The sequence below is a fragment of the Pseudomonas sp. 9.1(2019) genome, assembly GCF_009910445.1.
Lineage (GTDB): Bacteria > Pseudomonadota > Gammaproteobacteria > Pseudomonadales > Pseudomonadaceae > Aquipseudomonas > Aquipseudomonas paraversuta.
The window spans coordinates 385,373-408,328 of record NZ_VBWF01000011.1 but is presented as its reverse complement, the minus strand read 5'-3'; the positions used below and the strand labels follow the sequence as shown (position 1 = coordinate 408,328).

Annotated in this window: 22 protein-coding genes; 13 read left to right on the top strand and 9 right to left on the bottom strand. The window is 58.4% G+C overall.

All coding sequences use genetic code 11. From position 1 onward, the window contains the following. Nucleotides 1-31 precede the first annotated feature (31 nt). The 6 genes from ispF to rpoS all read left to right on the top strand — a co-directional run bounded on the left by ispF (nt 32) and on the right by rpoS (nt 5,105). Nucleotides 32-505, top strand: coding sequence for a 2-C-methyl-D-erythritol 2,4-cyclodiphosphate synthase (gene ispF / locus FEZ21_RS20805; protein WP_003440497.1), 474 nt, complete (start codon nt 32-34; stop codon nt 503-505). Continuing rightward, nucleotides 502-1,560 (top strand): tRNA pseudouridine(13) synthase TruD, encoded by a 1,059-nt coding sequence (gene truD, locus FEZ21_RS20800; protein WP_010655956.1) that lies wholly within the window; start codon nt 502-504, stop codon nt 1,558-1,560. Before ispF ends, truD begins: the two co-directional genes overlap by 4 nt. Then, the gene (gene surE, locus FEZ21_RS20795) at nt 1,548-2,297 is read left to right on the top strand and encodes a 5'/3'-nucleotidase SurE (RefSeq protein WP_003440501.1); all 750 of its coding nucleotides are present in this window, start codon (nt 1,548-1,550) and stop codon (nt 2,295-2,297) included. Before truD ends, surE begins: the two co-directional genes overlap by 13 nt. Nucleotides 2,298-2,338: 41 nt before the next feature. Continuing rightward, on the top strand, nt 2,339-2,974 hold the full coding sequence (locus FEZ21_RS20790) for a protein-L-isoaspartate(D-aspartate) O-methyltransferase (protein WP_003440502.1): 636 nt from the start codon (nt 2,339-2,341) through the stop codon (nt 2,972-2,974). A gap of 192 nt (nt 2,975-3,166) precedes the next feature. Beyond that, nucleotides 3,167-3,994, top strand: coding sequence for a peptidoglycan DD-metalloendopeptidase family protein (locus FEZ21_RS20785; protein WP_003440517.1), 828 nt, complete (start codon nt 3,167-3,169; stop codon nt 3,992-3,994). Nucleotides 3,995-4,100: 106 nt separating this feature from the next. Next, entirely contained in the window at nt 4,101-5,105 is a 1,005-nt protein-coding gene (rpoS, locus tag FEZ21_RS20780; RefSeq protein WP_010655953.1) for an RNA polymerase sigma factor RpoS, read from the top strand. A gap of 626 nt (nt 5,106-5,731) precedes the next feature. Here the strand turns inward: rpoS and FEZ21_RS20775 are convergent. Genes FEZ21_RS20775 through FEZ21_RS20765 form a run of 3 tightly spaced genes read right to left on the bottom strand, consistent with a single transcriptional unit; the run spans nt 5,732 to nt 8,283 of the window. Then, complete coding sequence (locus tag FEZ21_RS20775) at nt 5,732-6,781, bottom strand: alkene reductase (RefSeq protein ID WP_160628331.1); 1,050 nt, start codon at nt 6,779-6,781, stop codon at nt 5,732-5,734. Nucleotides 6,782-6,801: 20 nt separating this feature from the next. Continuing rightward, nucleotides 6,802-7,968, bottom strand: coding sequence for an MFS transporter (locus tag FEZ21_RS20770; RefSeq protein WP_003440525.1), 1,167 nt, complete (start codon nt 7,966-7,968; stop codon nt 6,802-6,804). A gap of 12 nt (nt 7,969-7,980) precedes the next feature. Then, nucleotides 7,981-8,283, bottom strand: a complete 303-nt coding sequence (locus FEZ21_RS20765; RefSeq protein ID WP_003440527.1) for a helix-turn-helix transcriptional regulator — start codon at nt 8,281-8,283, stop codon at nt 7,981-7,983. Nucleotides 8,284-8,439: 156 nt separating this feature from the next. Here FEZ21_RS20765 and FEZ21_RS20760 point away from each other — a divergent pair, with 156 nt between their 5' ends. Further along, nucleotides 8,440-9,024 (top strand): ACP phosphodiesterase, encoded by a 585-nt coding sequence (locus FEZ21_RS20760; RefSeq protein WP_010655951.1) that lies wholly within the window; start codon nt 8,440-8,442, stop codon nt 9,022-9,024. Between the two features lie 10 nt (nt 9,025-9,034). Here FEZ21_RS20760 and FEZ21_RS20755 read toward each other — a convergent pair whose 3' ends face one another. Together FEZ21_RS20755 and olsB are read right to left on the bottom strand one after the other, a co-directional pair. After that, entirely contained in the window at nt 9,035-9,835 is an 801-nt protein-coding gene (locus FEZ21_RS20755; protein WP_160628330.1) for a 1-acyl-sn-glycerol-3-phosphate acyltransferase, read from the bottom strand. Further along, a complete protein-coding gene (olsB, locus tag FEZ21_RS20750; protein ID WP_160628328.1) occupies nt 9,835-10,590 on the bottom strand; it encodes an L-ornithine N(alpha)-acyltransferase in 756 nt (251 codons plus the stop codon). Before olsB ends, FEZ21_RS20755 begins: the two co-directional genes overlap by 1 nt. Nucleotides 10,591-10,853: 263 nt before the next feature. On the opposite strand from olsB, the gene FEZ21_RS20745 reads away from it, so the two are divergent. The 3 genes from FEZ21_RS20745 (at nt 10,854) to FEZ21_RS20735 (ending at nt 13,386) form a co-directional block, all read left to right on the top strand. Next, on the top strand, nt 10,854-11,444 hold the full coding sequence (locus tag FEZ21_RS20745; protein ID WP_003440535.1) for a YceI family protein: 591 nt from the start codon (nt 10,854-10,856) through the stop codon (nt 11,442-11,444). A gap of 1 nt (nt 11,445) precedes the next feature. Then, complete coding sequence (locus FEZ21_RS20740; RefSeq protein ID WP_010655950.1) at nt 11,446-12,603, top strand: phosphatidylserine/phosphatidylglycerophosphate/cardiolipin synthase family protein; 1,158 nt, start codon at nt 11,446-11,448, stop codon at nt 12,601-12,603. 147 nt (nt 12,604-12,750) lie between these two features. Further along, nucleotides 12,751-13,386 carry a LysE family translocator gene (locus FEZ21_RS20735; RefSeq protein WP_127196002.1) on the top strand — a complete coding sequence of 212 codons (636 nt, stop codon included), beginning with the start codon at nt 12,751-12,753 and terminating at the stop codon, nt 13,384-13,386. Between the two features lie 96 nt (nt 13,387-13,482). Here FEZ21_RS20735 and FEZ21_RS20730 read toward each other — a convergent pair whose 3' ends face one another. From FEZ21_RS20730 to FEZ21_RS20715, 4 genes are all read right to left on the bottom strand, one after another. Beyond that, entirely contained in the window at nt 13,483-14,757 is a 1,275-nt protein-coding gene (locus FEZ21_RS20730) for an MFS transporter (protein ID WP_160628326.1), read from the bottom strand. Between the two features lie 51 nt (nt 14,758-14,808). Beyond that, nucleotides 14,809-15,879 carry a sugar phosphate isomerase/epimerase gene (locus FEZ21_RS20725; protein ID WP_160628324.1) on the bottom strand — a complete coding sequence of 357 codons (1,071 nt, stop codon included), beginning with the start codon at nt 15,877-15,879 and terminating at the stop codon, nt 14,809-14,811. 134 nt (nt 15,880-16,013) lie between these two features. Continuing rightward, on the bottom strand, nt 16,014-17,510 hold the full coding sequence (locus tag FEZ21_RS20720) for a PLP-dependent aminotransferase family protein (protein ID WP_003440546.1): 1,497 nt from the start codon (nt 17,508-17,510) through the stop codon (nt 16,014-16,016). Nucleotides 17,511-17,633: 123 nt separating this feature from the next. Beyond that, entirely contained in the window at nt 17,634-18,548 is a 915-nt protein-coding gene (locus FEZ21_RS20715) for a LysR family transcriptional regulator (protein ID WP_003440549.1), read from the bottom strand. Between the two features lie 153 nt (nt 18,549-18,701). On the opposite strand from FEZ21_RS20715, the gene speB reads away from it, so the two are divergent. From speB to FEZ21_RS20700, 3 genes are all read left to right on the top strand, one after another. Further along, on the top strand, nt 18,702-19,679 hold the full coding sequence (gene speB / locus FEZ21_RS20710; RefSeq protein ID WP_003440552.1) for an agmatinase: 978 nt from the start codon (nt 18,702-18,704) through the stop codon (nt 19,677-19,679). 95 nt (nt 19,680-19,774) lie between these two features. After that, a complete protein-coding gene (locus FEZ21_RS20705; RefSeq protein WP_003440554.1) occupies nt 19,775-21,283 on the top strand; it encodes an aldehyde dehydrogenase in 1,509 nt (502 codons plus the stop codon). A gap of 118 nt (nt 21,284-21,401) precedes the next feature. After that, entirely contained in the window at nt 21,402-22,955 is a 1,554-nt protein-coding gene (locus tag FEZ21_RS20700) for a cytosine permease (protein ID WP_003440557.1), read from the top strand. Nucleotide 22,956 lies beyond the last annotated feature (1 nt).

Genomic DNA, 22,956 nt, shown 5'->3' with positions numbered 1-22,956 from the left:
TCACGCCCTGACTTAATCGGGGCGTTTTTTTATGCGTATTGGCCACGGCTATGATGTGCACTGTTTTGCTGAAGGCGATTTTATAACCCTGGGCGGCGTGCGGATCTCCCACAAATTCGGGCTGTTGGCCCATTCTGATGGCGACGTGCTGTTGCACGCACTCAGCGATGCTTTGCTGGGCGCTGCGGCGCTGGGCGACATCGGCAAGCACTTTCCTGATACCGACCCGACTTTCAAGGGCGCAGACAGCCGCGTCCTGTTGCGTCATGTCGTCGGGCTGATCCATGCCAAAGGTTGGAAAGTCGGCAATGTCGACAACACCATCATTGCCCAGGCGCCAAAAATGGCGCCGCATATTGAAACGATGCGCGCGCTGATTGCGGCGGATCTAGAGGTTGATTTGGACCAGGTAAACGTAAAAGCCACCACCACCGAAAAGCTCGGCTTTGTCGGTCGTGAAGAAGGCATCGCTGTGCATTCCGTCGCGTTGTTGGTTCGCGGATGAACGAGTTTGATCTGCTGGGGCCGCTGGCTTACGGCGAGCCTTTGGGGACCGCGGTGCTCAAGGCCACGGCTGAAGACTTCCAGGTTGATGAAGTGCTGGATATTCCGTTGTCCGGTGATGGCGAGCATCTGTGGTTGTGGGTCGAGAAGCGGGGGCTGAACACTGAAGAAGCCGCACGGCGGATCGCCAAGGCCGCAGGCGTGCCGCTGCGTACGGTCAGTTACGCAGGCTTGAAAGACCGTCAGGCCCTGACGCGCCAGTGGTTCAGCGTGCAGTTGCCGGGCAAGGCCGATCCTGACATGTCGGGCGCTGAAAACGACACCCTGCGAATTCTCAAAAGCACACGCCACAAACGCAAGTTGCAACGCGGCGCCCATGCTGCCAACGGTTTCACCCTGCGCCTGACGCAACTGGCCGGGGACAAGGAAGCGTTGGCGCAACGTCTTGAACTGATCGCCAAACAGGGCGTACCGAACTATTTCGGCACCCAGCGTTTCGGCTGGCAGGGCGGTAATTTGGGTGAGGCCCGTGACTATGCGGCGCGCAAAGCCTTGCCGGAGCAGCGCAATGTGCGCTCGCGGCTGTTGTCCACCGCTCGCAGTTATCTGTTCAATCAGGTGCTGGCGGCGCGGGTAGCCGATGGTAGCTGGCAACGTGCACAGGTTGGCGATTTACTGGCCTTTACCGACAGTCGCAGTTTCTTTGCGGCGGGTGAGGCTGAATGCAGCGACCCGCGACTGAGCATTCTCGACCTTCATCCCACCGGTCCCTTGTGGGGCGAGGGCGAGTCGCCGACCACCGGTGCAACCCATGAACTGGAACAGTCCATTGCCGGGCGCGAAGCTGATTTGCGTGACTGGCTGGTTCGAGCAGGCATGAGCCATGAACGGCGTATCCTGCGGCTGCCCATTGGCCGGTTGACGTGGCATTATCCGGAGCCTGACATTCTGCAACTGGAATTTGTTCTGCCGGCCGGATGCTTCGCTACTGTCCTGGTGCGAGAACTTGTTGATCTGGTGCCTTTGGGTCAAACGGACAGCCTATGCGTATTCTGATTTCAAACGATGACGGGGTCACTGCCCCGGGTCTGGCCGCGCTTTATGGCGCGCTGGCCGATTATTGCGAGTGCGTGGTGATTGCGCCCGAGCAAGACAAAAGCGGGGCGAGCAGTTCACTGACGCTGGATCGGCCCTTGCATCCGCACACCCTGGCCAATGGCTTTATCAGCATTAATGGCACGCCGACCGATTGCGTTCACCTGGGCCTTAATGGTCTGTTGGAGCAGCAGCCGGACATGGTGGTCTCGGGAATTAACCTGGGTGCCAATCTGGGTGACGATGTGCTGTATTCAGGGACTGTGGCTGCGGCGCTTGAGGGGCGTTTTCTCGATCACCCTTCGTTCGCGTTTTCGTTGGTGTCGCGTCAACTGGACAACTTGCCGACAGCGGCCTATTTCGCCCGCAAGCTGGTTGAAGCGCACGGGGTGCTGGACTTGCCGCCGCGTACGGTCCTGAACGTGAATATTCCCAATCTGCCGCTCGATAAAATTCGCGGTATTCAACTCACGCGTCTGGGGCATCGTGCCCGTGCTGCGGCGCCGGTTCGGGTTGTGGATCCGCGTGGCAAGGCCGGCTACTGGATTGCGGCTGCCGGCGATGCAGAGGATGGCGGCCCGGGAACGGACTTCCATGCCGTGATGCAGGGCTATGTCTCGATCACGCCGCTGCAACTTGACCGCACTTTTGGCGATGGTTTCAAAAGCCTCGGTGTCTGGCTGGAGGGTCTGGGGTGATGGGGCGTGAACAGGATGGCCTGATGCATCGCGGCATTGGCATGACCTCCGAGCGTACCCGGGAGCGGCTGATTCAGCGCCTGCGGGAAGAGGGCATCGTTAACCAGAAAGTGCTTGAGGTTATTCGGCGTACGCCACGGCATCTGTTCGTGGACGAAGCACTGGCGCACCGGGCCTATGAAGACACGGCGCTGCCCATAGGCAACAACCAGACCATCTCCCAGCCTTATATGGTCGCCCGCATGAGCGAGTTGCTGCTTGAGGACGGCCCGCTGGACAAGGTCATGGAGATTGGGACCGGGTCGGGTTATCAGACCGCGGTTCTCTCGCAGCTGGTCGAGCGAATATTTTCCGTAGAACGGATCAAGGTGTTGCAGGATCGGGCCAAGGAGCGACTGCTCGAGCTCAACCTGCGTAACCTGGTGTTCCGATGGGGCGACGGTTGGGAAGGCTGGCCTGCGCTGGCGCCTTATAACGGCATTATCGTGACCGCGGTGGCGACCGATGTACCCCAGGCGCTGCTGGATCAATTGGCCCCCGGCGGGCGCCTGGTGATTCCGGTGGGTGCAGGCGAGGTTCAGCAATTGATGCTGATCGTACGTGAAGAGCACGGTTTTGCCCGGCGGGTGATCGGCAATGTGCGCTTTGTGCCGCTGCTCAACGGGCCCTTGGCCTGAGTCTTTGTTCGGCCCTGCTGAATTATGGGGCCGGGTGCAGGTCATACTGCGCAGCGGTCGGGCTCTGTCGTTGCCTGAATTTTTTATGATTTGGCTTTGCCGTCTGTAAAGCTGTGTTGCCAGTTATACTTGCGCCAAACCATGGCCAATACTGGCGTACTAATATTTAGCCATCTACAAAGGGAGCGGCGGGTGAGTCTCACAGTCATTGCGCAGCGTATGGGAACCAAAAGCTATCACAGACTGGTAGTCGGTCTATGCCTGAGTGCCGTCCTGGTTTTGTTGGCCGCGTGCTCCAGCACACCCAAGAATGGCGTGCGTGTGGTTGACCGCAACGGGGTCGCTCAGCGTCCGGCGGTAACAACCGGGCAATACGTGGTGCGACGTGGCGACACGTTGTTCTCCATTGCTTTTCGCTACGGCTGGGACTGGAAGGCTCTAGCGGCGAAAAACAATATTGCGGCTCCTTTCACTATTGTCCCAGGTCAAACAATTCGCTTTGACGGACGTGCCGGAACCCTGCCCGCAGGTGGCACCACCACGACTGTCGTCTCGAATTCTGCAGGCAGCAAAACCACGGTAATCAAACGCGCGAGCACCGCAGCAGCTGCGCCAGCGGCCGTTGCGGCACTGCCTGCAGGCCCTGCTCCCAAAGGCTGGGGATGGCCTTCTAATGGCATTTTGATTGGCAAATTTTCTTCAAACGGTAGTTTGAATAAAGGTATTGATATCGCCGGAGATTTGGGACAGCCTGTTTTGGCTGCGTCTGATGGGTCAGTTGTTTACGCCGGCAGTGGATTGAGGGGCTACGGCGAATTAGTCATCATCAAGCACAGCGATACCTACGTCAGTGCTTACGGCCACAACCGTAGGCTGTTGGTTCGGGAGGGGCAGCAGGTCAAGGTCGGACAGACAATTGCCGAAATGGGGTCAACTGGTACAGACCGGGTGAAACTTCACTTTGAGATTCGCCGTCAGGGTAAACCTGTAGATCCACTGCAATTCCTTCCACGCCGTTGATCGCTTACCAGCCTGTTCCTGATGTAGTTAAGGAACAGGCTCCAGCATTGCCAAGGATATAGGCGAAGCTTGAGCTTGAGGTCGAACTCACCAAAGGACTACAACAATGGCTCTCAGTAAAGAAGCCCCGGGGTTTGACATCGACGATGAGGTGCTCCTTATGGACTCCGGCATCGACAGCGACTTGATGTCAGAAGACGACGAATCAACCCCTACTGCCCGCACCAAGTCCAAAAAAGCGACCGCTACAAAACAGCACAAGTACATTGACTACACCCGGGCGCTCGATGCGACCCAGCTGTATCTCAATGAAATTGGCTTTTCTCCGTTACTCTCCCCAGCAGAAGAAGTTCATTTTGCGCGCTTGTCGCAAAGTGGCGATCCGGCCGGGCGCAAGCGCATGATTGAAAGCAACTTGCGTCTGGTGGTGAAAATCGCCCGTCGCTACGTCAATCGTGGGCTCTCGCTACTGGATCTGATTGAAGAGGGCAACCTGGGACTGATTCGCGCAGTAGAGAAGTTTGACCCCGAGCGCGGTTTCCGTTTCTCGACTTACGCCACCTGGTGGATCCGCCAGACGATTGAACGGGCGATCATGAATCAGACCCGCACCATTCGTTTGCCGATTCATGTCGTCAAAGAGCTCAATGTCTACTTGCGGGCTGCACGCGAACTTACGCAAAAGCTCGATCACGAACCTTCCCCTGAAGAAATTGCCAATCTGCTCGAAAAACCCGTCGCAGAGGTCAAGCGCATGCTTGGACTGAATGAGCGGGTGTCCTCGGTGGATGTTTCTTTAGGCCCTGATTCCGATAAAACCCTGCTCGATACCCTGACAGATGATCGACCTACAGATCCTTGCGAGCTGCTTCAGGACGATGACTTGTCGCAAAGTATCGATCAGTGGTTGTCTGAACTTACAGACAAGCAGCGTGAGGTGGTGATTCGCCGCTTCGGGTTGCGTGGTCATGAAAGCAGTACCCTTGAAGATGTTGGTCTGGAGATTGGTCTGACACGCGAACGTGTTCGGCAGATTCAAGTCGAGGGGCTCAAGCGTTTGCGCGAGATCCTTGAGCGCAACGGTTTGTCCAGTGAGTCGCTGTTTCAGTAACAGGCATCCTGCTAGCTAAAAAGCCCCGAAATATTCGGGGCTTTTTTGTGCCCGCAGAATCTGGACCGCTGCTGCCAAGGCGTTTTTTTGAGTGCGTGCGGGTGACCGGTCAGTCTCAAAAGTGCAGTCAGGCAGGGGTTGGAACTTTATCTGTCATGGGCTGTAAGCCTTTGCTTACCTTTCATGTAAGCCAAGGGCGAAAACAGGCTTGCGGATAGTCTGCTTCTGACTTTCATAAGTTGTAACTAATTGAATTTAAACATTTTTATTGTTTTGTTAAGTCTGCTCCGGATTTAAAAACCCTAACTGATGCGCTTGCAGCCATTCTTAAAGTCTTTAGTATCTCAACTGTGCCGACGGATCGACACAGTGCTCAAGGATGAGTGCTCAGGGACAATCGCAGGACGTGATTCATCAGGATGATGAAAGGGACAAAAGGGAATAGGGAAAAAATGTGGGCGGGTCAAACCGCCCCTTTTTTTGCCTTGAAAAAAGTGGCTGCAGCGGCGATTCATCGTTGAGCCGGTTACCCGAATCAAACGCAAAACGCCCAGGGCAATGGCCCTGGGCGTTTTGCGTTACAGACAGAAAACAGATGCAGTGTGCGCCTGTTCCCGGGTCAGGCGTTACAGCGCTGGATAGTCGATGTACCCGGTAGGGCCTTTAGCATAGAAGGTCTGCGGGTCTGCTTCATTGAGCGGTGCATCGGCCTTCAGGCGTGCTGGCAGGTCCGGGTTGGCAATGAATGGCACACCGAACGCGACAGCATCGGCTTTACCCGCTGCGATCCAGGCATTGGCACTGTCTTTTGTGAAGCTCTCATTGACGATGTACGGGCCGCCAAAGGCTGCCTTGAGCTGTGGGCCGAGGCTGTCTGGCGCTTCATGCTCGCGGGCACAGATATAAGCGATACCGCGCTTGCCGAGTTCACGGGCGACATAGCCAAAGGTTTCAGCCAGATTGTCATCACCCATGTCGTGCAGGTCGGCACGTGGTGACAAGTGCACGCCAACCCGGCCGGCACCCCAGACATCAATGGCGGCATCGGTGACTTCGAGCAGCAGACGGGCGCGGTTCTCGATCGAGCCGCCGTACTGGTCGGTGCGCTTGTTGGTGCTGCTTTGCAGGAACTGATCGAGCAAGTAACCATTGGCACCATGGATTTCTACGCCGTCAAAGCCTGCGGCCTTGGCGTTCTCGGCGCCGGCACGGTAAGCCTCGACAATGTCTGCAATCTCGGCAGTTTCCAGTGCGCGTGGGGTGGGGAAATCCACCTTTGGACGCACCAGGCTTACATGGCCTTTAGCTGCAATGGCACTTGGTGCAACAGGGGCTTCGTCGTTCAGATACATCCCGTGGGAGATCCGGCCAACGTGCCACAACTGCAGCGCGATACGGCCACCGGCCGCGTGGACCGCCTTGGTGATGTTGCCCCAGCCGCGAACCTGGTCGGCAGACCAGATGCCGGGGGTGTCAGGGTAGCCGACGCCCATTGGCGTTACCGAAGTGGCTTCGCTCAGGATCAGCCCTGCCGACGCGCGCTGAACGTAATACTCAGCCATCAGCGCGTTTGGAACCCGCCCTTCATCGGCGCGGCAGCGGGTGAGGGGGGCCATGATGATGCGGTTAGGCAGTTCAAGGTCGCCCAGCTTGATCGGATCGAAAATCGTGGTCATTTATGCAGCCCTCTCAAGGATCAATGTGTGGCAGTGGCCAGTTCGGGATTGCCGTTCTGGCGAAAAGTAATCAGGGTGACCAGCAATGCCAGAACCGCCAGAACCGCGGCAGCCAGTGGCACGCTGGTGAGGCCGAAGCCGTGGGCAATCACGCTGCCGCCAACCCAGGCGCCCAGCGCGTTGCCGATGTTGAAAGCACCGATGTTCAGGGTGGATACCAGATTGGGGGCGGCCTTGCCGAAGGTCACGACGTTCACTTGTAGTGCGGGCACGGCGGCAAACGAAGCGGTGGCCCAGAGGAACAAAGTGATCTCGGTCGGAATCAGCGCGACACTGGTCCAGCTAAGAACGGTGGAAATAACCGCCATCGAGATGAACACGCCGATCAAGGTCGCGGCCAGACGCTTGTCAGCCAGCTTGCCGCCGATGATATTGCCCACGGTCAGGCCCAGGCCGATCAGCAACAAGGTCCAGGTCACACCGTTGGGCGAGACGCCGGTGACATCGCCCAGCAAGGGCGCGACATAGGTGAACAGAGTGAACATCGATGCGGAAAACAGCGCCGTCATGCTCAGAGAGAGCCAGATGCCAGCGCCCTTGAGTGCGGCCAGTTCGGCACGCATGTCGAGTTTCTCTTCGTCACGCTTGGCAGGCAGGAAGCGGATCAGGCCAATCAACGCCACCACGCCAATCACGGTCACCGCGAAAAACGTCGAACGCCATCCTGCCGCCTGACCGAGTGCGGTACCCAGGGGCACGCCCAACACATTGGCCAGGGTCAAACCGGTGAACATCAGCGCCACTGCCGAAGCGCGCTTGTTGGCCGGTACCAGGCCTGCAGCCACTACCGAGCCGATACCGAAGAACGCGCCGTGACACAGGGCGGTTACCACACGGGCAAACATCAGCACGTTGTAATCACTGGCCAGTGCGCAGAGCAGGTTGCCGATGATAAATATCACCATCAGCGCCACCAGGGCTGCCTTGCGCGGCAATTTGGCAGTTGCCAGCGCCATGAATGGCGCCCCGATAGCTACACCCAGTGCATAACCGGTGACGAGCCAGCCTGCGCCCGGGATCGACACACCAAGGTCCGCAGCGACATCGGGCAGCAACCCCATGATCACGAACTCGGTGGTCCCGATGGCGAAAGCGCTGAGCGCCAGAATGAGTAGCGAGAGGGGCATTGGAAATCCTTGTTAAAGCTCTTGGTTGATTGCGGCGAGGAAAGCCTTGATGGTTTCCTCATTGCGTTTGAAAAAGTGCCACTGGCCAACCTTCTGGCTGCTGATCAGACCAGCGCGTTGCAAGGTGGCCAGATGGGCGGAGACAGTGGATTGCGACAGGCCGAAACGTTGGTCGAACTGTCCGGCGCAGACGCCGTGTTCAGTGCTGTGATGCTGGTCGGGGAACTCCACTTGCGGATTTTTAAGCAGGCAAATGATTTCTCGGCGTACTGGGTGTGCCAGCGCTTTTATTATTTCGTCGAGGTCGATCGGCATGGTGGTGGTGCTCATTGAAATGCAGCGTTATATCGCGAAGTTGCGAACTTTAAATCGTTATATCGCGATATACAAATACGATTTGCTTCTTGAATCAGCACAAATCGGTATATCGGGTTATAACGATATTGGTGTGGCAGTGTTAAACTGGCCGGCATGAATTATCTCGCACATCTGCACCTTGGCGGCCAGCGCCCTGACGAATTACTCGGAAGCCTGTATGGCGACTTTGTAAAAGGACGCCTGCAAGGCGAATACAGCCCTCAAATCGAATCTGCGATCCAGCTGCATCGAAGCATTGATGTATTTACCGATGCGCACCCCCTGGTCGATCAATCGCTGTCGCGATTCAGCCAGACCCGCCGGCGCTATGCCGGCATTGTGCTTGACGTTTTTTTCGACCATTGCCTGGCCCGGGACTGGGCGCAGTATGCCGAAGGTCCTCTGGACCGCTTTACCTCAGGTTTCTACCAGGTGCTGGTGACGCAGCCGCAATTGCCCAAACGTCTTGCCGCCATCGCGCCGCACATGGCGGCGGATGACTGGCTTGGCTCCTATCGGGATTTCGCGGTACTGGAACAAGTGTTCCGGGGCATTGCCAGACGTCTTTCGCGGCCAGAGGAACTGGCCGGGGCGATGGCGGATCTGCACGCGCTGTATGAGCCCCTCAGTGAGGATTTCCGGGCGTTTTATCCGCAGTTACAGACGTACGCCAGACAACAGCGCTCGCTGTTGCCCTAGTCGCCCGGGTTCAAGTGTCCTGCACGCAGATGCCAGCGCCGGCAGGCTCGCTCCTGTAGTGACGCGGCGCACCACTGAGCACTCGGCTTATCGCCTCCTGGGCTCTATAGGCCAGTACGGCACGTTCCTGCCGGTCACAGGCAATTGGCTCAAGCAGATGAATCTCGACGTCCGCCTGTTCATGGCTGAACAGACGCAATAAATGGGACAGCAAATCATCGTTGCCAATGAAGGGTGCTATCCGGTCGACCTCGCCATTGCGCAAGTAACGAATCGCAACCGGTTGCAGCGCCACCCGACTTTCAATGGCCGCCGACAGCAAACGCCCATGAAACGTGCGTACGGAGCGTCCATCGGTAGTGGTGCCTTCGGGAAACATCAGCAGCGGCAGTTGTTGTTGCAGATGCCGGCTCATTTGCTGGCGAACCAGCTGGCTGTCGCCCGCGCCCCGGCGAATGAACAGGCTGCCTGCCTTGGCGGCCAGCCAGCCAGCCACTGGCCAGCCGCGAACCTCGGCCTTGGACAGGAAAGACAGTGGCGTCAGTTTTCCGAGCAGAGCAATGTCGGTCCATGACACATGGTTACTGACCCACAGCATTGGCGTTGCAGGCACCTCGCCCACCAGGGTGACGCGAAAGGGCAGGGCAGCACACAGGCGGGTCATGAAAAATTGCGACCAGCGCTGTCGACGGGCCATCGTACTGTCCAGGTGCAAGCACTCCATCAGCCCGAACAGACTCGCCATGCCCAGGCCCAGACTGACCACGGCGAGAACCCGTACTACCCGGCCATACTGGCGCAGGCGCTGCATTACACGGCCGCCTTGAAATGACGGGCATATCGCGGGCACAACTCGTCACGCTTGAGCAGGATGAAGACGTCGGCGACCTGAAAATCTTCATCCCAGCACGGCTCGCCACAGATCTTTGCACCCAGGCGCATGTAGGCCTTGAGCAGTGGCGGCATTTCGGTGATGACGTTGGCTGGAATATCCAGGGCCGGCAGCGGTTTTTTAGGTACTGCACGCAAGTGCACGTTACTCAGGTAGCGTTCACGCAGACGCTGCATGATCGCCTGTGCCTGGACGCCGCCGTCTTGCATCGGAATGCTCGCGCACCCCATCAGGTAGTGGTAATCGCCCTGATTGAGGACCTCGGCCAATTCACCCCAGAGCACAGCGATGGTGCCGCCATTGCGGTAGGCCGGGTCGACACAGGTTCTGCCGATCTCCAGCACTGAGCCTTGCAGGTGCGCCAGCCCGTGAAGGCTGAATTCTTCTTCGCTGTAAAAATGGCCGATGTTCAGCGCCGCACAATGATCGAGCAGGCGGGTGGTGGCTACCAGTTGGCCGCTATTGAGGTCACGAACGCCGATATGCTCGCAATGGGCGTCGTAATCATCCTCATCCAGTTCGTGTTCGGCACTCTTGAGTTTTGCCTTCAGCTCGCCGCCAAATACGCGAAAGCGCAGGGCTTGAGCTTCACGCAAGGCGCCGGGGCCGATCAGACGTTCTGCCTTCAGGCGTCGTTCTTGAACCGTGTCGCGGATACGGACGAGCTGGGACATTGCGAATCTCCGTGCAGACATGGTGCCTGCCTTGGTTTTCTGCCAATCGACTGAGGGGTGCAACTTCAGGCTAGGCAGGTGCAATGTCATCACCGTGACGTTTGGGTGATGCTTGTATGACAGGCTCTATGGGAGTGCTTTACTGGAGGAACTGTAGGATCGGATAAGCGTCCTAAGGCTGTATGAAAATTTTCCGCCACAGCACTTGCAAGTACCCGGACTCGGGGTAATGTTCGCCCACGTTTATCTGCCTATGAGTTTTTATGTTCAAAGCGTTTTTATCTTCTGCCTGCGCCCTGTGCCTGACCCTCGGCGTGAGCCTGTCTGCCCAGGCCAACTGGTACCTGGACGGTGAGTCCTCAAGGCTGTCATTTATCACCACGCAAAATGCCAATGTCGCCGACCTGCATCGTTTTTTAGTGCTGCACGGCAAGGTCGATCCTAAAGGCCGCGCGCAATTGCGGATCGAAATGGACTCGGTAAACAGTGCGGTGCCGTTGCGCGATGAGCGCATGCGCGACCTGTTGTTCGATTTCAAAAACTTCCCGGAAGCGCAAATCACCGCGCAGATCGATCTGCAGCCCATCAATGACCTGGCCAATGGTGCGCAACTGGAACTGCACTTGCCGGTCACGGTAAGCCTGCGTGGCAAGCAGCACACCTACGAAGCCGAACTCTTGGCCACCCGTCTTGATGAGCGGCGTTTTCAAGTGGTGACACTTGAACCGCTGATGCTGCAGGCCGAAGACTTTGGCTTGCAACCCCAGCTTGAAACCCTGCGGAAAATGGCCGGCTTGTCGGCCATCAGTTTTTCAGTACCGGTGGGTGCGGTGCTGATTTTCACGGCCCGCTGATATGGCTGGCGCAGTGTTTCCATGGCGCAGCGCCAATCAATTCGAGTTGCTGATCGACGGCCCGCAATTTTTCCCTCGCATGCTGGCGGCTATCGACCAGGCGCAGGTACATGTCGATCTGGAACTGTATCTGGTGGAGGCCGGCGACTGTGCCGAAGCCATAGTCCAGGCCCTGGAACAGGCGGCCCGGCGCGAAGTGCGGGTGCGTTGTCTGTTTGACGGATACGGCAGTCTGGCGTTTACCCCGGGCTTGCGGCGCAGACTGACCGATGCGGGGGTCGAGCTCAGGTTTTACAACCGGTTGAGCTGGCGCCGGGGCCTGAACAACCTGTATCGCGATCATCGCAAGCTATTGCTGGTGGATCATCTATTGGCCGTGGTCGGTGGCACCGGGGTGACCGATGAGTTTTGGCAGCCCGGCCAAAACACCTGCGACTGGCATGAAGTCATGGTCGCCATCCAGGGGCCGTTGGTGCAGGACTGGCAGATGCTGTTTGATCGCCAGTGGCGCGCCAATATCAGCCGTAAGGCCTGGAAACCTGCAACGCACTTCGGTTTGCCGCGTTTGCCGCGGGTCCCCGATGAAGGTGAAGGTATGGGGCGCGTGGCTTATGCCGATGCCCACCAGCATCGCGATATTCTGCAATCGCTGGTGCGTGGGATTAACAGTGCGCAACATCGCATCTGGCTCGCCACCCCCTATTTTTTGCCCACCTGGAGCGTTCGTCGCTCGCTGCGTCGTGCGGCGGGCAGGGGCGTCGATGTGCGCTTGTTGCTGACCGGGCCGCGTACCGATCATCCGTCAGTACGCTATGCCGGGCATCGTTACTACCCGCGGCTACTCAAATCCGGGGTGCAGATATTTGAATACCAGCCGTGCTTTTTACATCTGAAAATGGTCCTGATCGACGATTGGGTGAGTATTGGCTCGTGCAACTTCGACCACTGGAATTTGCGCTTTAACCTTGAAGCCAATCTGGAGGCGCTGGACCCGGTGCTGACTCAGGCAGTGGCCGCCAGTTTTGTCACCGACTTCGCCCAGAGCATGCCCATCAGCCTGCAAGCCTGGCAGTCACGTCCTCTATGGCGACGGGTCAAACAGCGAATCTGGGGCTGGGTTGACCGTCTGGTGGTCAACGTTCTGGGGCGCCGCCACTAGCCGGCAAAACCCGCGTTGAGGGTTTTGTTGAGCCCTATGCAAATTTTTCCCGGGCATTCGGTTACAGAGCGCTGCCGAACGTGCAGAATCTTGCCACCTCGCGGGCCAATGGACAGCCTGAGGCACGATTTTTCTGGAGCGTTTTGCATGACACTTTCGTTGTTACTGGCGGTACTGGCTTCTGGCTTTATCTATGGCATCACCCCGGGACCCGGGGTGCTGGCGGTTTTCGGGATTGGCGCTGCCCGCGGTCGACGTGCCGGGGCCGGATTTCTATGCGGGCATTTGCTGGGTGACGTGATCTGGTGCAGCACTGCCTTGATTGCCATTGTCGGGGCGCGGGAGTTCGGTAGTACCGCATTCAACATTCTGGGCTTGCTCAGCGGTCTTTATCTGTTCTGGCTGGGGCTGCGTGCAGTGCGCGCCCAGCCTGGCAACGAGGCCCGGCAAGGCCCTGCGCGCCAGCCTTTTGCCCACGGCATTCTGTTTGGCCTGACCAACCCCAAGGCCTACCCCGTTGCGGTGGCCACCTTCACTGCGCTGCTGTCCAGTCGTGCCGAACTGCTGACCTGGTCAATGCTGCCGTGGCTGATTGTGTTGAGCTTTTTGGGGGGCGCCGCAGCTTATGTAATTCTGATTGGCATTGTTGGCGCCGGGCACGTGCGGGCGCTGTATCAACGCCATGAACGACTGATTACCCGGCTGTGTGGCGTGATGTTCATCGGTTTTGCCATCAGCGCCCTGATGCATGCCTTGCCAGGGTTGCTGGCAAGTATCCGCTGAGGGGGCCGCTGGCAAGGCCGCCGCTATTGATAGCACCGCAGTGGTCGACAACCGCAGGCGAAGGCAAGTGACTCACCCTTCGCCTTGGTTGAATACTCAGGCCCGGACCAGATCGCTGTCAGGGGTGCCGGCTGTTTCCTTGCGCACTACACGGTACAAGAGGCTGCAAACCATGAAGCCAATGACGGCAAACAGGCTCATCAGGCTGAACACATAGTTGTAGCCTTGCTGGCCCGGGAAGTGGTCCAGGATCGAACCGTAAATCACGTAGGCAAACATGCCGGGCGCATAGCCGATCAGACAGGCAATTCCGAAGGCCGAGCCGGTGATGCGCTGAGGAATCCCCACCTCGCTCATGGGAGCCCAGAACACGCCGCGCATGGTGAAAACAATCAGCGCGAACGAGAGGGTGGCGGCCATGCCGATATAAATGAAGTGTTCGCCTTTGGGCACCAGCAACACCGCGGCCATGGCGGGAATCAGGGCCAGGAACGCCCATTTCAGATAGCGCGACGGGCTCTTGAAATACTTGTCTGCCATGAAGCCGCCGGCCGGCCCGCCCAGAATCTTGAGGAAGTATTGGTTGATGATGCCGTAGGCACCGACCAGTGCCACGGGCAGTTCGTAGATATCCTTTAAGTAGGGAATGAAATAGGTCAGGCCGCAGTAGACGATATAGACCATGAACACGTTGAAGCTGACCAGCCAGATCCCCGGAATCCGAATGGCTTCAAGCAATCCGGACATACCCGACAGGCTGTCCTCTTTCTTGGGGGCGGGGGCTGTCTTGCTGTCTCGCAGCAGGAACCAGGTGATGATCCCGGCAAAGATATCGACCAGAGAATAGAAGGCGATGGCCGATTTCAGGCCTGCTTCGCCCGAGCCCATGGCAACGAACACCCCCAGGGCTGAAAACGCCACGAGTGTATCGACGATGCCCCTGCCACCCTCCAGAAAACCGAACATGCGGCCTTGTTCGCCTTCCTCGCCAAGATTGCGCACAGCCTTGAGCAGGGCAGGCCAATAGATACAGTCAGCGCAGACTGCCAGCAGGCAGAACACGATCAGCATCTTGTCGAAGCCGGGAAAGGTGGCCAGGTAAAGTCCCAGACTGCCTGTCCCGATCAACCCCAGGGGAATCAGTTTACGTGTGGCAAAGCGGTCCGCCAGATAACCGCCGACCACGAATAACGCTGTGGCGATGATAGCGTTGGCACTCAGTAACGTGCCCAGTTGAGTATGGCTCAGCCCCATGTATTGCTGGATGGGAACGTAAAAGGCATCTTTCAGGCTGGCGAGTTTATAGATGGTTCCGCCGCCAAGAATGAGGACGAGGAAACGCAGCCATTTGGCTTTTGTCTGTGCGGTCATTTTTGTTTTCCACAGAAAGTAACGTGACGTTTTGGCGTGTGTGGTGCGGGGTCAGGCACAGACCGGCGTATCCGCCAGTGTCAGTTGTGCCAGAACCTTCAGCTCACCGAGCAGGCCGCGCACATAGCGAATCTGGTTGTTCGCCCACTGGTGCTCTGCAGCCATCATGCGTTCGGCGCAAAACCCCGGCGGCAGTGCCGTTTCACTCATTTGCCGGTACTCGATGAAAGGGTCTTGTGTCTCATCCGACTGGCGGAAGGCGGGGGCGGCGTAGTGATTTTCCTGCTCAAGAATAAAGGCGATAACCTGCGGCTCCTGCTCGCCGAGCATCAGCAGCTCGAACATCATGCGCGCACTTGGCAGGTGATCTTCGGCCCCCCCTTGCAGCACCCCGTAATGGCCGAAACCATTTTTCTCGGGCACCACGCGTACCCCTTTCATGTGCACCTGGCGGATGTGCGCAGACAACTGTTTCAGGGCCGTCAAGGGTTGCTCGCAGGCATTGATCATATTGCCGAAGTCGAACAACGCATGCAGGCGGGGGTGATCCAGGCGGCTGAGCAACTGGGCGATTTCATGGCTTTTCAACTCTTCATGCTGCTCAAAGTCGAAGAACAGATCGTGCAGGTCTGCCTGTTGCGCCAGATAGCGCAGATCCTCCTCGATCAGTGCCATTACCCGTGACAGATGACCTTCATAACGCGCATAGACCCGGATGTTGCGAGTGCCGATAGCCTTGGCGATGGCGATAACCTGATCCACGTCTTCTTTGCGGGTGCTGCTGATCTCCAGATGTATGTCCAGGCCCAGCGTTGCTGCCTTATGGGAAAACTCCTGAAGCTGTTGCGGGTTCATGTTACTCAGGCTGTTGGCCTCGCCATCCAGCAGATGCAGGCTCAGGCCTTGCAACTCATGGCGCCAGGCGAAGTCCAGCAGTTCAGCGGGCTTGACCCGACCGTGGGTCAGGTTGGTCAGCAAGGGATAGGCATGGGCGAACAGACGCATGCGCTCCAGGCGATCGATAAGCTTGCTGGCCAGTTGCGCAGTCAACAGTGGAGGCGGGCAGTCGCTGCGGCTGTTGTGGCTTAGCAGGGAGTTGAAGCGTGCTTGAATACAGTTCATTAGAATTATTCCTGGTACAGGCACCGAATCGGTCGGTAAGGCCTTTATCGCACCAGAGTGGTTCTACCAATAGAGCCATTATTTTTTAATTCTTATGACCACTTTCAGCCTCTGTTTCACCGGGGCCTGCCTGCTCACAGAGCGTGGCCCATCTTCAGCAGCGCCTGAGCCAGCGCCTCGACTTTTTCTGTGGCCTGTTCGATCGGGGTTCCGGCAAAGCCGATAAGCAGTCCGGGCGGCAAGTAACGTTTCACGCAGTAGTCGCTCAAGGCATAGGTATGGATCTGGTGTCGGGCCAGCTCCTTGGCGATGACCGCGTCATCCAGTCCGGGGTCAAGCCAGGCAATGACATGCATGCCGACATTGACCGGCTTAACGTCCATGAAATTGCCCAGCCGCTGTTTCAGTGCCTGTATCAGGCAGTCCTGGCGCGACTGGTAAAGAGCGCGCATACGCCGGATATGGCCAAGGAAATGACCTTCGCGGATGAAGTCGGCCGTAACCGCTTGCAGCTGGGTCGACGGGCTGCGGTCCATGACCGCGCGCATGGCACAGAAGGGCTCCACCAGTGCCTGGGGCAGTATCACGTAGCCCAGGCGCAAGGAAGGGTAGAGCACCTTGCTGAAGGTGCCGACGTAGATGACACGGGACCACTGGTCCATGGCGTAAAGAGCGGGCAGTGGCTTTGCGCAATAGGTGAATTCGCTGTCGCAGTCGTCCTCGATGATCCAGCGATGGCCACGATTTGCCCACTCGATCAATTCCTGGCGCCGGCCGTAGCTCATGGTAATGCCCAGCGGGTGCTGGCGTGACGGCGTGGTGAACGCAAGACGAGCCTCAGGGCATTCTTGAAGGCCTTGCTGCAGATCGATTCCCTGGTCGTCGATACGCAATGGCACCACCCGGCAACCCTGGGCCTGCAGGGCAATGCGCGCCGAGATATGACCGGGGTCTTCCATCCAGATACTGTCCTGCGGATCGAGCAGCAACATGCCCAGCAGGTTGAACGCCTGCTGGGCACCCGAGACGATCACCACCTGGCCGGCATCGCACTCGATACCGCGAGCGTCATAGACATACTCGGCAATCGCTTCGCGCAGTTGCAGCAAACCCTTTACTTCGCCGTAACCCAATATGGCTTTGGTCGGCTGGCACAGGTGCCGGTTCATCAGGCGTTTCCAGACGTGCAGTGGAAAGGCATCGAACGCGACCTGACTGGGCAGGAAAGATGTCGGGCAGTCCGGCTCCCAGGCCTGGTAGGAGACGCCGTTGAAATGGTCGCTGCGCATGGACAGCACAGATTGGCTCAAGTGTGACAGGCGCGGCGGTCTGGGCGGCTCGTCAGGGGCGGCTTCGCGGTTCTCCCATTCCGCGCAGACATAGGTACCGGCACCGGGGCGTGAGACCAGAAAACTTTCAGCGATCAGCAGGTCGAAGGCATTGAGGATGGTAATCCGTGACAGCCCCTGTTCTTTGCACAGGGTCCGGGTGGAGGGCAGGCGGGTGCCTCCTTGCAGCCGGCCGGCGAGGATTTGCTGGCGAATCTGCAAGTACAGCTGACGGTACAGGGGGGTTGAGCTGGTGCGGTCCAGCGTGAGGCCGGTCAGGAGCCGACCGCCGGGGGATTTCATGGTCTGTTTGCCTCTATTGTTCTTATTGCGCCCTCAGGCACTGAGGGGCGCCATTATGTTGCACGGACCGGCGCAGCAAAACCCGTCTGCACAAGAGTGTGCGAGGTGTAGGCGACACTGTGTTCAAGGCTGGACCTCTTGCCGTGCGGTGGCCGCCAGGTCCTCAAGGAATACCCGCAAAATCGGTGACGGGGCAACGCCGCGTCGGGTGATGACATCGAACGGCGACTTCAAGTGCAGGCTCATCGGGGCCAATTGTTGCATCTCACCGGTATTGACCCACTGAGCGGCAAAGTGGATGGGCAGAAACCCCAGATAAGCACCGGAGATGATCAGGATCGCCAGCGCCTCGATGTTGTCTACGGTGGCGGCGGCCTTGCTCACACCCAGTCGGTCCAGGTCGTGCTGCTGCATGAAGCCCCGGGCTACGATTCGACTCTCGCTGATCTCTTCAAGCAGTTCGGCATTCTCTGCGGTACTGCCGTGCAAGGGATGGCGCCGCCCGCAATACAGTCCGAGGGCCTCCTGGTACAGGGGTAAATAGTCCAGCCCCGAGACGTGATTCGGGAAGTGCCCGATGGCCAGATGCAGGCGGTTGTCCAGCACCCGTTCTTCGAGTTCGGCAGGGGTCCCGACATACACATTGAGGTGAACATCGTGGCCTCTGGAAACGAAGCGCTGGGTGGTTTTCGGCAGGGGAGAATCGGGGTCGGTAATGGTTGAGTCAATGATGCCCAGGTTCAGCTTGCCGGTGATCTTCTGCTTGAGCACATCGGCATCCAGGCAGAAGTCATCTACGGCGGCCAGCAGCCGCCGGGTAGATTCGAAAATCGCCACGCCCTGTTCTGTAAGGCGAAAGCCGCTGCGCCCGCGCTGACAGAGCTTGACCCCAAGACGGGTTTCCAGATGGGTCATCTGTTCGCTGATGGTCGACTGGCCGATATTCAGCGCTGCTTGAGCCGCAGAGAAGCCGCCGCATTTGACGATCTCGGCGAATACTCTGAGCAGCTTCAGGTCCACGGTATGTAGCTGATTCAACCGGTCCTCTCCCTATCGATGCATCGGATCTGCCGATATATGTATCGGATGATTAGCATTTTTTCTATGAAAAGCTGCGCTCATAGTCACTCCAGCGCCAGGCACTTACCAGTGCGCCCCCATGGCAATAACAAGAATTGGAGATAGATCGATATGTCTAGCAATGGATATGAGTCCGGCCGTTTGAACCTTCCGTTTGTAGGGCATTGCACGTTCGGTAAATCCCCGGTCTGTACTGATTGGGAAACCCTGGATGCCGATGTCGCCATCCTCGGCGCACCCAATGACATGGGTACACAGTGGCGTTCGGGCGCCCGTTTTGGGCCGCGCGGGATTCGCGAGGCATCGACCCTGTTTTCTTTCGGTCATGCCGGTGCCTACGATCACGAAGATGACGTGATGTACCTTACCTCCCAGGACGTGCGCATGGTCGATGTGGGGGATGCGGATATCGTCCACACCGATATGAAAGCGAGTAATGACAATATCGAATTTGCGGTCCGCAAGATTCTCGAGTCAGGCGCAATGCCTGTGGTCCTGGGCGGCGACCACTCGGTTCACGCCCCGGTCATCAAGGCCTTCGAAGGCAAAGGGCCAATTCATATCGTGCACTTTGATGCGCATCTGGACTTTGTTGATGAGCGTCATGGGGTTCGCTACGGCCACGGCAACCCGCTGCGCCGCGCTTCAGAAATGAACCATATCGTCGGCATGACCCAGATGGGCATCCGCAACGTTTCGTCCTCCAACCGCGATGACTATGAAGCGGCCCACGCTGCCGGCTCAAAAATCCTCTCGGTGCGCGATGTCCGTCGCCTGGGTACCGAGGGCGTTCTGGAGCTGATCCCTCAGGGGGTCAAGTACTACATCACCATCGACATTGACGGTTTCGACCCTTCGATCGCCCCGGGCACAGGCACGCCGAGCCATGGCGGCTTTCTGTACTACGAGGTGCTGGAGATTATTCAGGCGCTGGCCAAGCGCAGCAAAGGCAACATCATCGGCATGGACCTGGTGGAGGTCGCTCCGGTGTATGACCCGGCGGGCGTGACGTCGATTCTTGCCGCGCAACTGCTGCTCAACAGCATCGGTTTTATCTACCACGAACGGGCCAAGGCCCGCGCACTCTGAAACACCAGTGCCGGGGGCTTGCGTGCAGCCCCGGATTGAGTCTTGAACCCAGGAGGCCTGGCGCGATGTCTGACGCCCGGCCCGAGAGAATAATAATGGACACGACGGTCAAGCAGTACTTGCAGAAATTCGGCTTGAGCGAAGCCACCCAGGCTTTTCTCGGCAAACAGCAGAAGATGTTTATTGGTGGTGAATGGGTCGAGGCCAGCGACAAACAAACCTCGGATGTCATCGAGCCCTCTACCGGGGGCTTTCTGACCCGTGTTCCCATGGGCACCGCGGCCGATCTGGACCGCGCCGTGCAAGCCGCCCGGGCCCAGTTTGACGGTGGCCCGTGGCGTCAGGTCAAACCGCTGGAACGTGAGCGGATGCTGCATCGGCTGGCAGAACTGATTGAGCTCCATGGCGATGAGTTGGCTGAAATCGAGTCGATCGACATGGGCAAGTCGGTGGTCGCGGCACGGGCCGTGGATGTGCAAGGCACAGTGGATACCCTGCGTTACTTTGCAGGCTGGGCCACGAAAATCCACGGCCGTACCGTTGAACCGTCACTGCCCGGTAATTATCTGGCCTACACCCGTAAAGAGCCGATCGGGGTGGTGGGCGCTATCGTGCCGTGGAACTTCCCTCTGCAAACCATGGCCTGGAAACTCGGCGCGGCACTGGCAGCCGGCTGCACCATAGTGGTCAAACCGGCTGAATTGACTTCGCTGTCGGCCCTGCGCTTCGCTGAGCTGGTGCAGGAAGCGGGCATCCCGGATGGTGTGATCAATATCGTCACCGGACGGGGAAGTGTGGTGGGTGCCGCGATGGCGACGCATCCGGGTATCGACAAACTGACCTTCACCGGTTCGACGCCGGTCGGCCGCACCGTCGGCCAGGCGGCGCTGGGCGACATGAAGCGCCTGACCCTGGAGCTGGGGGGGAAATCCCCGGTAATCGTTCTCGCGGACGCCGACGTGCCTGCCGCGGCGCAAGCGATTGCCAACGGGGTGTTCTTCAACTCGGGCCAGGTGTGCGACGCCGGCACCCGGGCCTACGTCCATCGCAGCATTTACGACAGCTTTTTGCGTGAACTGATCGCCTGTACCCGCGCACTGAAAATGGCCCCCGGGCTGGACCCGGACTGCTTTATCAGCCCGCTGGTATCGCAACAGCAGAAGCAACGGGTACTGGACTACATCGCCCTCGGCAAGCGTGAGGGGGCCGAGCTGGTATACGGCGGCCAGCCGGTCGACGGGCCGGGCTACTTCGTGGAGCCGACGATCTTTGCCCATTGTCGCAACGACATGCAGATCGTCCAGGAAGAGATTTTCGGCCCCGTGCTGGTCACGGCTGCGTTCGATGATGATGAGCAAGCGCTGGCGCTGGCCAACGACTCTTCCTATGGCCTGGCTGCAGCCCTGTACTCCAACGACCTGGGCCGGGTGCACAGCCTGATCCCGCGTCTGCGGGCCGGGATGGTCTATGTCAACGGCCACGGCACCATCGATCCTTCGATGCCGTTTGGTGGCTACAAGCAGTCCGGTTTTGGCAAGGATCTGGGGGCTGAACAGCTCGATCACCTGCTGGAAACCAAAGCCGTGTGGATAACGCTGCCCTGAGTGTCGATTGACACTCCTGTGCACCGGGCGGCTGTCACAACCCTGATAAAGGGCGACAGCTCGCCCCGGGGCAGGGCAGTTATCGGGTCATGATCTTCACTACTTCTGCGAGTACATCATGCACACACCACCCTCATCGGCTGTTGAAGGGCACTCAATCGATTTCATTCCCGAAAATGAGCGCACCGACAAACTTTCCAGCCAGGGACCTTTCTGGTTTCTCGGCAACTTCACCTTTTTCACCATGACCATCGGCTTTGTAGGGCCCAGTGTTGGCTTGAGCGCCCTATGGACGATTCTGGCCGGAACGCTGGGCATCATGTTTGGCACCTTGTTCATGGCCTTCCACGGTTCCCAGGGGCCGCACCTGGGGTTGCCGCAGATGATCCAGTCGCGGGCCCAGTTCGGCTATCGCGGGGTGATTCTGGCGCTGCTGGCGACGCTGTTTGTGTTCGCCGGTTTCAATATCGTCAACCTGGTGTTGATGATGCAGGGCCTCAAGGAACTGTTCGGTTTTGATCCGCTGACGGTTGCGCTGGTGGTGACGGTGCCGGCGACAGTCCTGGCAATCCTGGGGCATGACTGGATGCATCGCAGTTTTAAATGGGCCCTGTTTCTGTCAATTCCCCTGTACGGGCTGGTGACACTGGCGGTGCTGATGCATTGGGTGCCCGACACGCCGCTGCCATTGCTCGCTATCGGCGAGGTCGAGGCACCGCCCCTGGGTTTTAACTGGACCGGCTTTATCACCCAGTTTGCCGCGGCGGCCAGTTACAACATCGCCTATGCGCCGTATGTGTCCGATTATTCGCGTTACCTGCCGAAGAATACCCATAGCGGCAAGTTGATTGCCGTGGTGTTTCTCGGTGCCTCGCTGTCGGGTGCCTGGATGATTGCGGTGGGCGCCTGGCTGGCCGACCACCTGCATGCCACCAACGTTCTGGTGGCCCTGTCGCAAGTGGGCAATACCGTCTCGTCCGTGATGGGCATCGTGGTGGTCGGCGTTACCATCCTGGTGTTTCTGCCGGTCATGGCCATGAACATCTACAGCGCGAAGCTGACCACCCTGACCTGCGTCGACTCCATCAGGCATATCGAACCGACGCGCAAGGCACGGGTGCTGGCAATCATTTTCGTGATCCTGCTGCAGCTGGGTGTATCGCTGGGTCTGCAGGACTCTGACAAGGGTCTTTCGGTATTGGGCATCTACCTGGTGGTGATGCTGTATTTCCTGGTGCCCTGGACTGCGGTGAACCTGACGGACTACTTCTTTGTGCGCAAGGGGCGCTACGCCATCCCGCATTTCTTCATGGCCCGCGACAGTCTTTACGGCAGCTGGGGCCTGCGCGGCCTTGCGTCGTATGCCATTGGTTTCGTCGCAATGATCCCGTTTTTCTACATCTTCGATGGCGTGGCCCAGAAAGAAGTGTTTGTCGGCCCGCTGGCCAAAGCCCTGGGCAATATCGACGTTGCCTGGCTGGTCGGGCTGATCGTGTCCGGCCTGACGTACTTCTGGCTCAGCCGCTCGATTGATCTCAATCATGAAGAGCGGGTCATTCAGGACATCGAACAGACGCATCCGCATTACAGCACCGGGGACCCAGGGGCGGCGGTCATGCCGATGCCGGTACCACTTGTGCCGCTGGTCAGTGAAACGAGTATTTGGAGATAAC

Excerpts from the sequence above, each read along its gene's own strand:
- FEZ21_RS20705 (WP_003440554.1), top strand. The coding sequence starts at position 19,775 with ATGGACACGACGGTCAAGCAGTACTTGCAGAAATTCGGCTTGAGCGAA.
- olsB (WP_160628328.1), bottom strand. The coding sequence starts at position 10,590 with ATGTCCCAGCTCGTCCGTATCCGCGACACGGTTCAAGAACGACGCCTG.
- truD (WP_010655956.1), top strand. The coding sequence starts at position 502 with ATGAACGAGTTTGATCTGCTGGGGCCGCTGGCTTACGGCGAGCCTTTG.
- speB (WP_003440552.1), top strand. The coding sequence starts at position 18,702 with ATGTCTAGCAATGGATATGAGTCCGGCCGTTTGAACCTTCCGTTTGTA.
- FEZ21_RS20765 (WP_003440527.1), bottom strand. The coding sequence starts at position 8,283 with ATGCCGATCGACCTCGACGAAATAATAAAAGCGCTGGCACACCCAGTA.
- FEZ21_RS20775 (WP_160628331.1), bottom strand. The coding sequence starts at position 6,781 with ATGACCACGATTTTCGATCCGATCAAGCTGGGCGACCTTGAACTGCCT.
- surE (WP_003440501.1), top strand. The coding sequence starts at position 1,548 with ATGCGTATTCTGATTTCAAACGATGACGGGGTCACTGCCCCGGGTCTG.
- FEZ21_RS20725 (WP_160628324.1), bottom strand. The coding sequence starts at position 15,879 with ATGAACTGTATTCAAGCACGCTTCAACTCCCTGCTAAGCCACAACAGC.
- FEZ21_RS20740 (WP_010655950.1), top strand. The coding sequence starts at position 11,446 with ATGGCTGGCGCAGTGTTTCCATGGCGCAGCGCCAATCAATTCGAGTTG.
- FEZ21_RS20735 (WP_127196002.1), top strand. The coding sequence starts at position 12,751 with ATGACACTTTCGTTGTTACTGGCGGTACTGGCTTCTGGCTTTATCTAT.
- FEZ21_RS20730 (WP_160628326.1), bottom strand. The coding sequence starts at position 14,757 with ATGACCGCACAGACAAAAGCCAAATGGCTGCGTTTCCTCGTCCTCATT.
- ispF (WP_003440497.1), top strand. The coding sequence starts at position 32 with ATGCGTATTGGCCACGGCTATGATGTGCACTGTTTTGCTGAAGGCGAT.
- FEZ21_RS20700 (WP_003440557.1), top strand. The coding sequence starts at position 21,402 with ATGCACACACCACCCTCATCGGCTGTTGAAGGGCACTCAATCGATTTC.
- FEZ21_RS20755 (WP_160628330.1), bottom strand. The coding sequence starts at position 9,835 with ATGCAGCGCCTGCGCCAGTATGGCCGGGTAGTACGGGTTCTCGCCGTG.
- FEZ21_RS20720 (WP_003440546.1), bottom strand. The coding sequence starts at position 17,510 with ATGAAATCCCCCGGCGGTCGGCTCCTGACCGGCCTCACGCTGGACCGC.
- FEZ21_RS20760 (WP_010655951.1), top strand. The coding sequence starts at position 8,440 with ATGAATTATCTCGCACATCTGCACCTTGGCGGCCAGCGCCCTGACGAA.
- FEZ21_RS20770 (WP_003440525.1), bottom strand. The coding sequence starts at position 7,968 with ATGCCCCTCTCGCTACTCATTCTGGCGCTCAGCGCTTTCGCCATCGGG.
- FEZ21_RS20790 (WP_003440502.1), top strand. The coding sequence starts at position 2,339 with ATGACCTCCGAGCGTACCCGGGAGCGGCTGATTCAGCGCCTGCGGGAA.
- rpoS (WP_010655953.1), top strand. The coding sequence starts at position 4,101 with ATGGCTCTCAGTAAAGAAGCCCCGGGGTTTGACATCGACGATGAGGTG.
- FEZ21_RS20745 (WP_003440535.1), top strand. The coding sequence starts at position 10,854 with ATGTTCAAAGCGTTTTTATCTTCTGCCTGCGCCCTGTGCCTGACCCTC.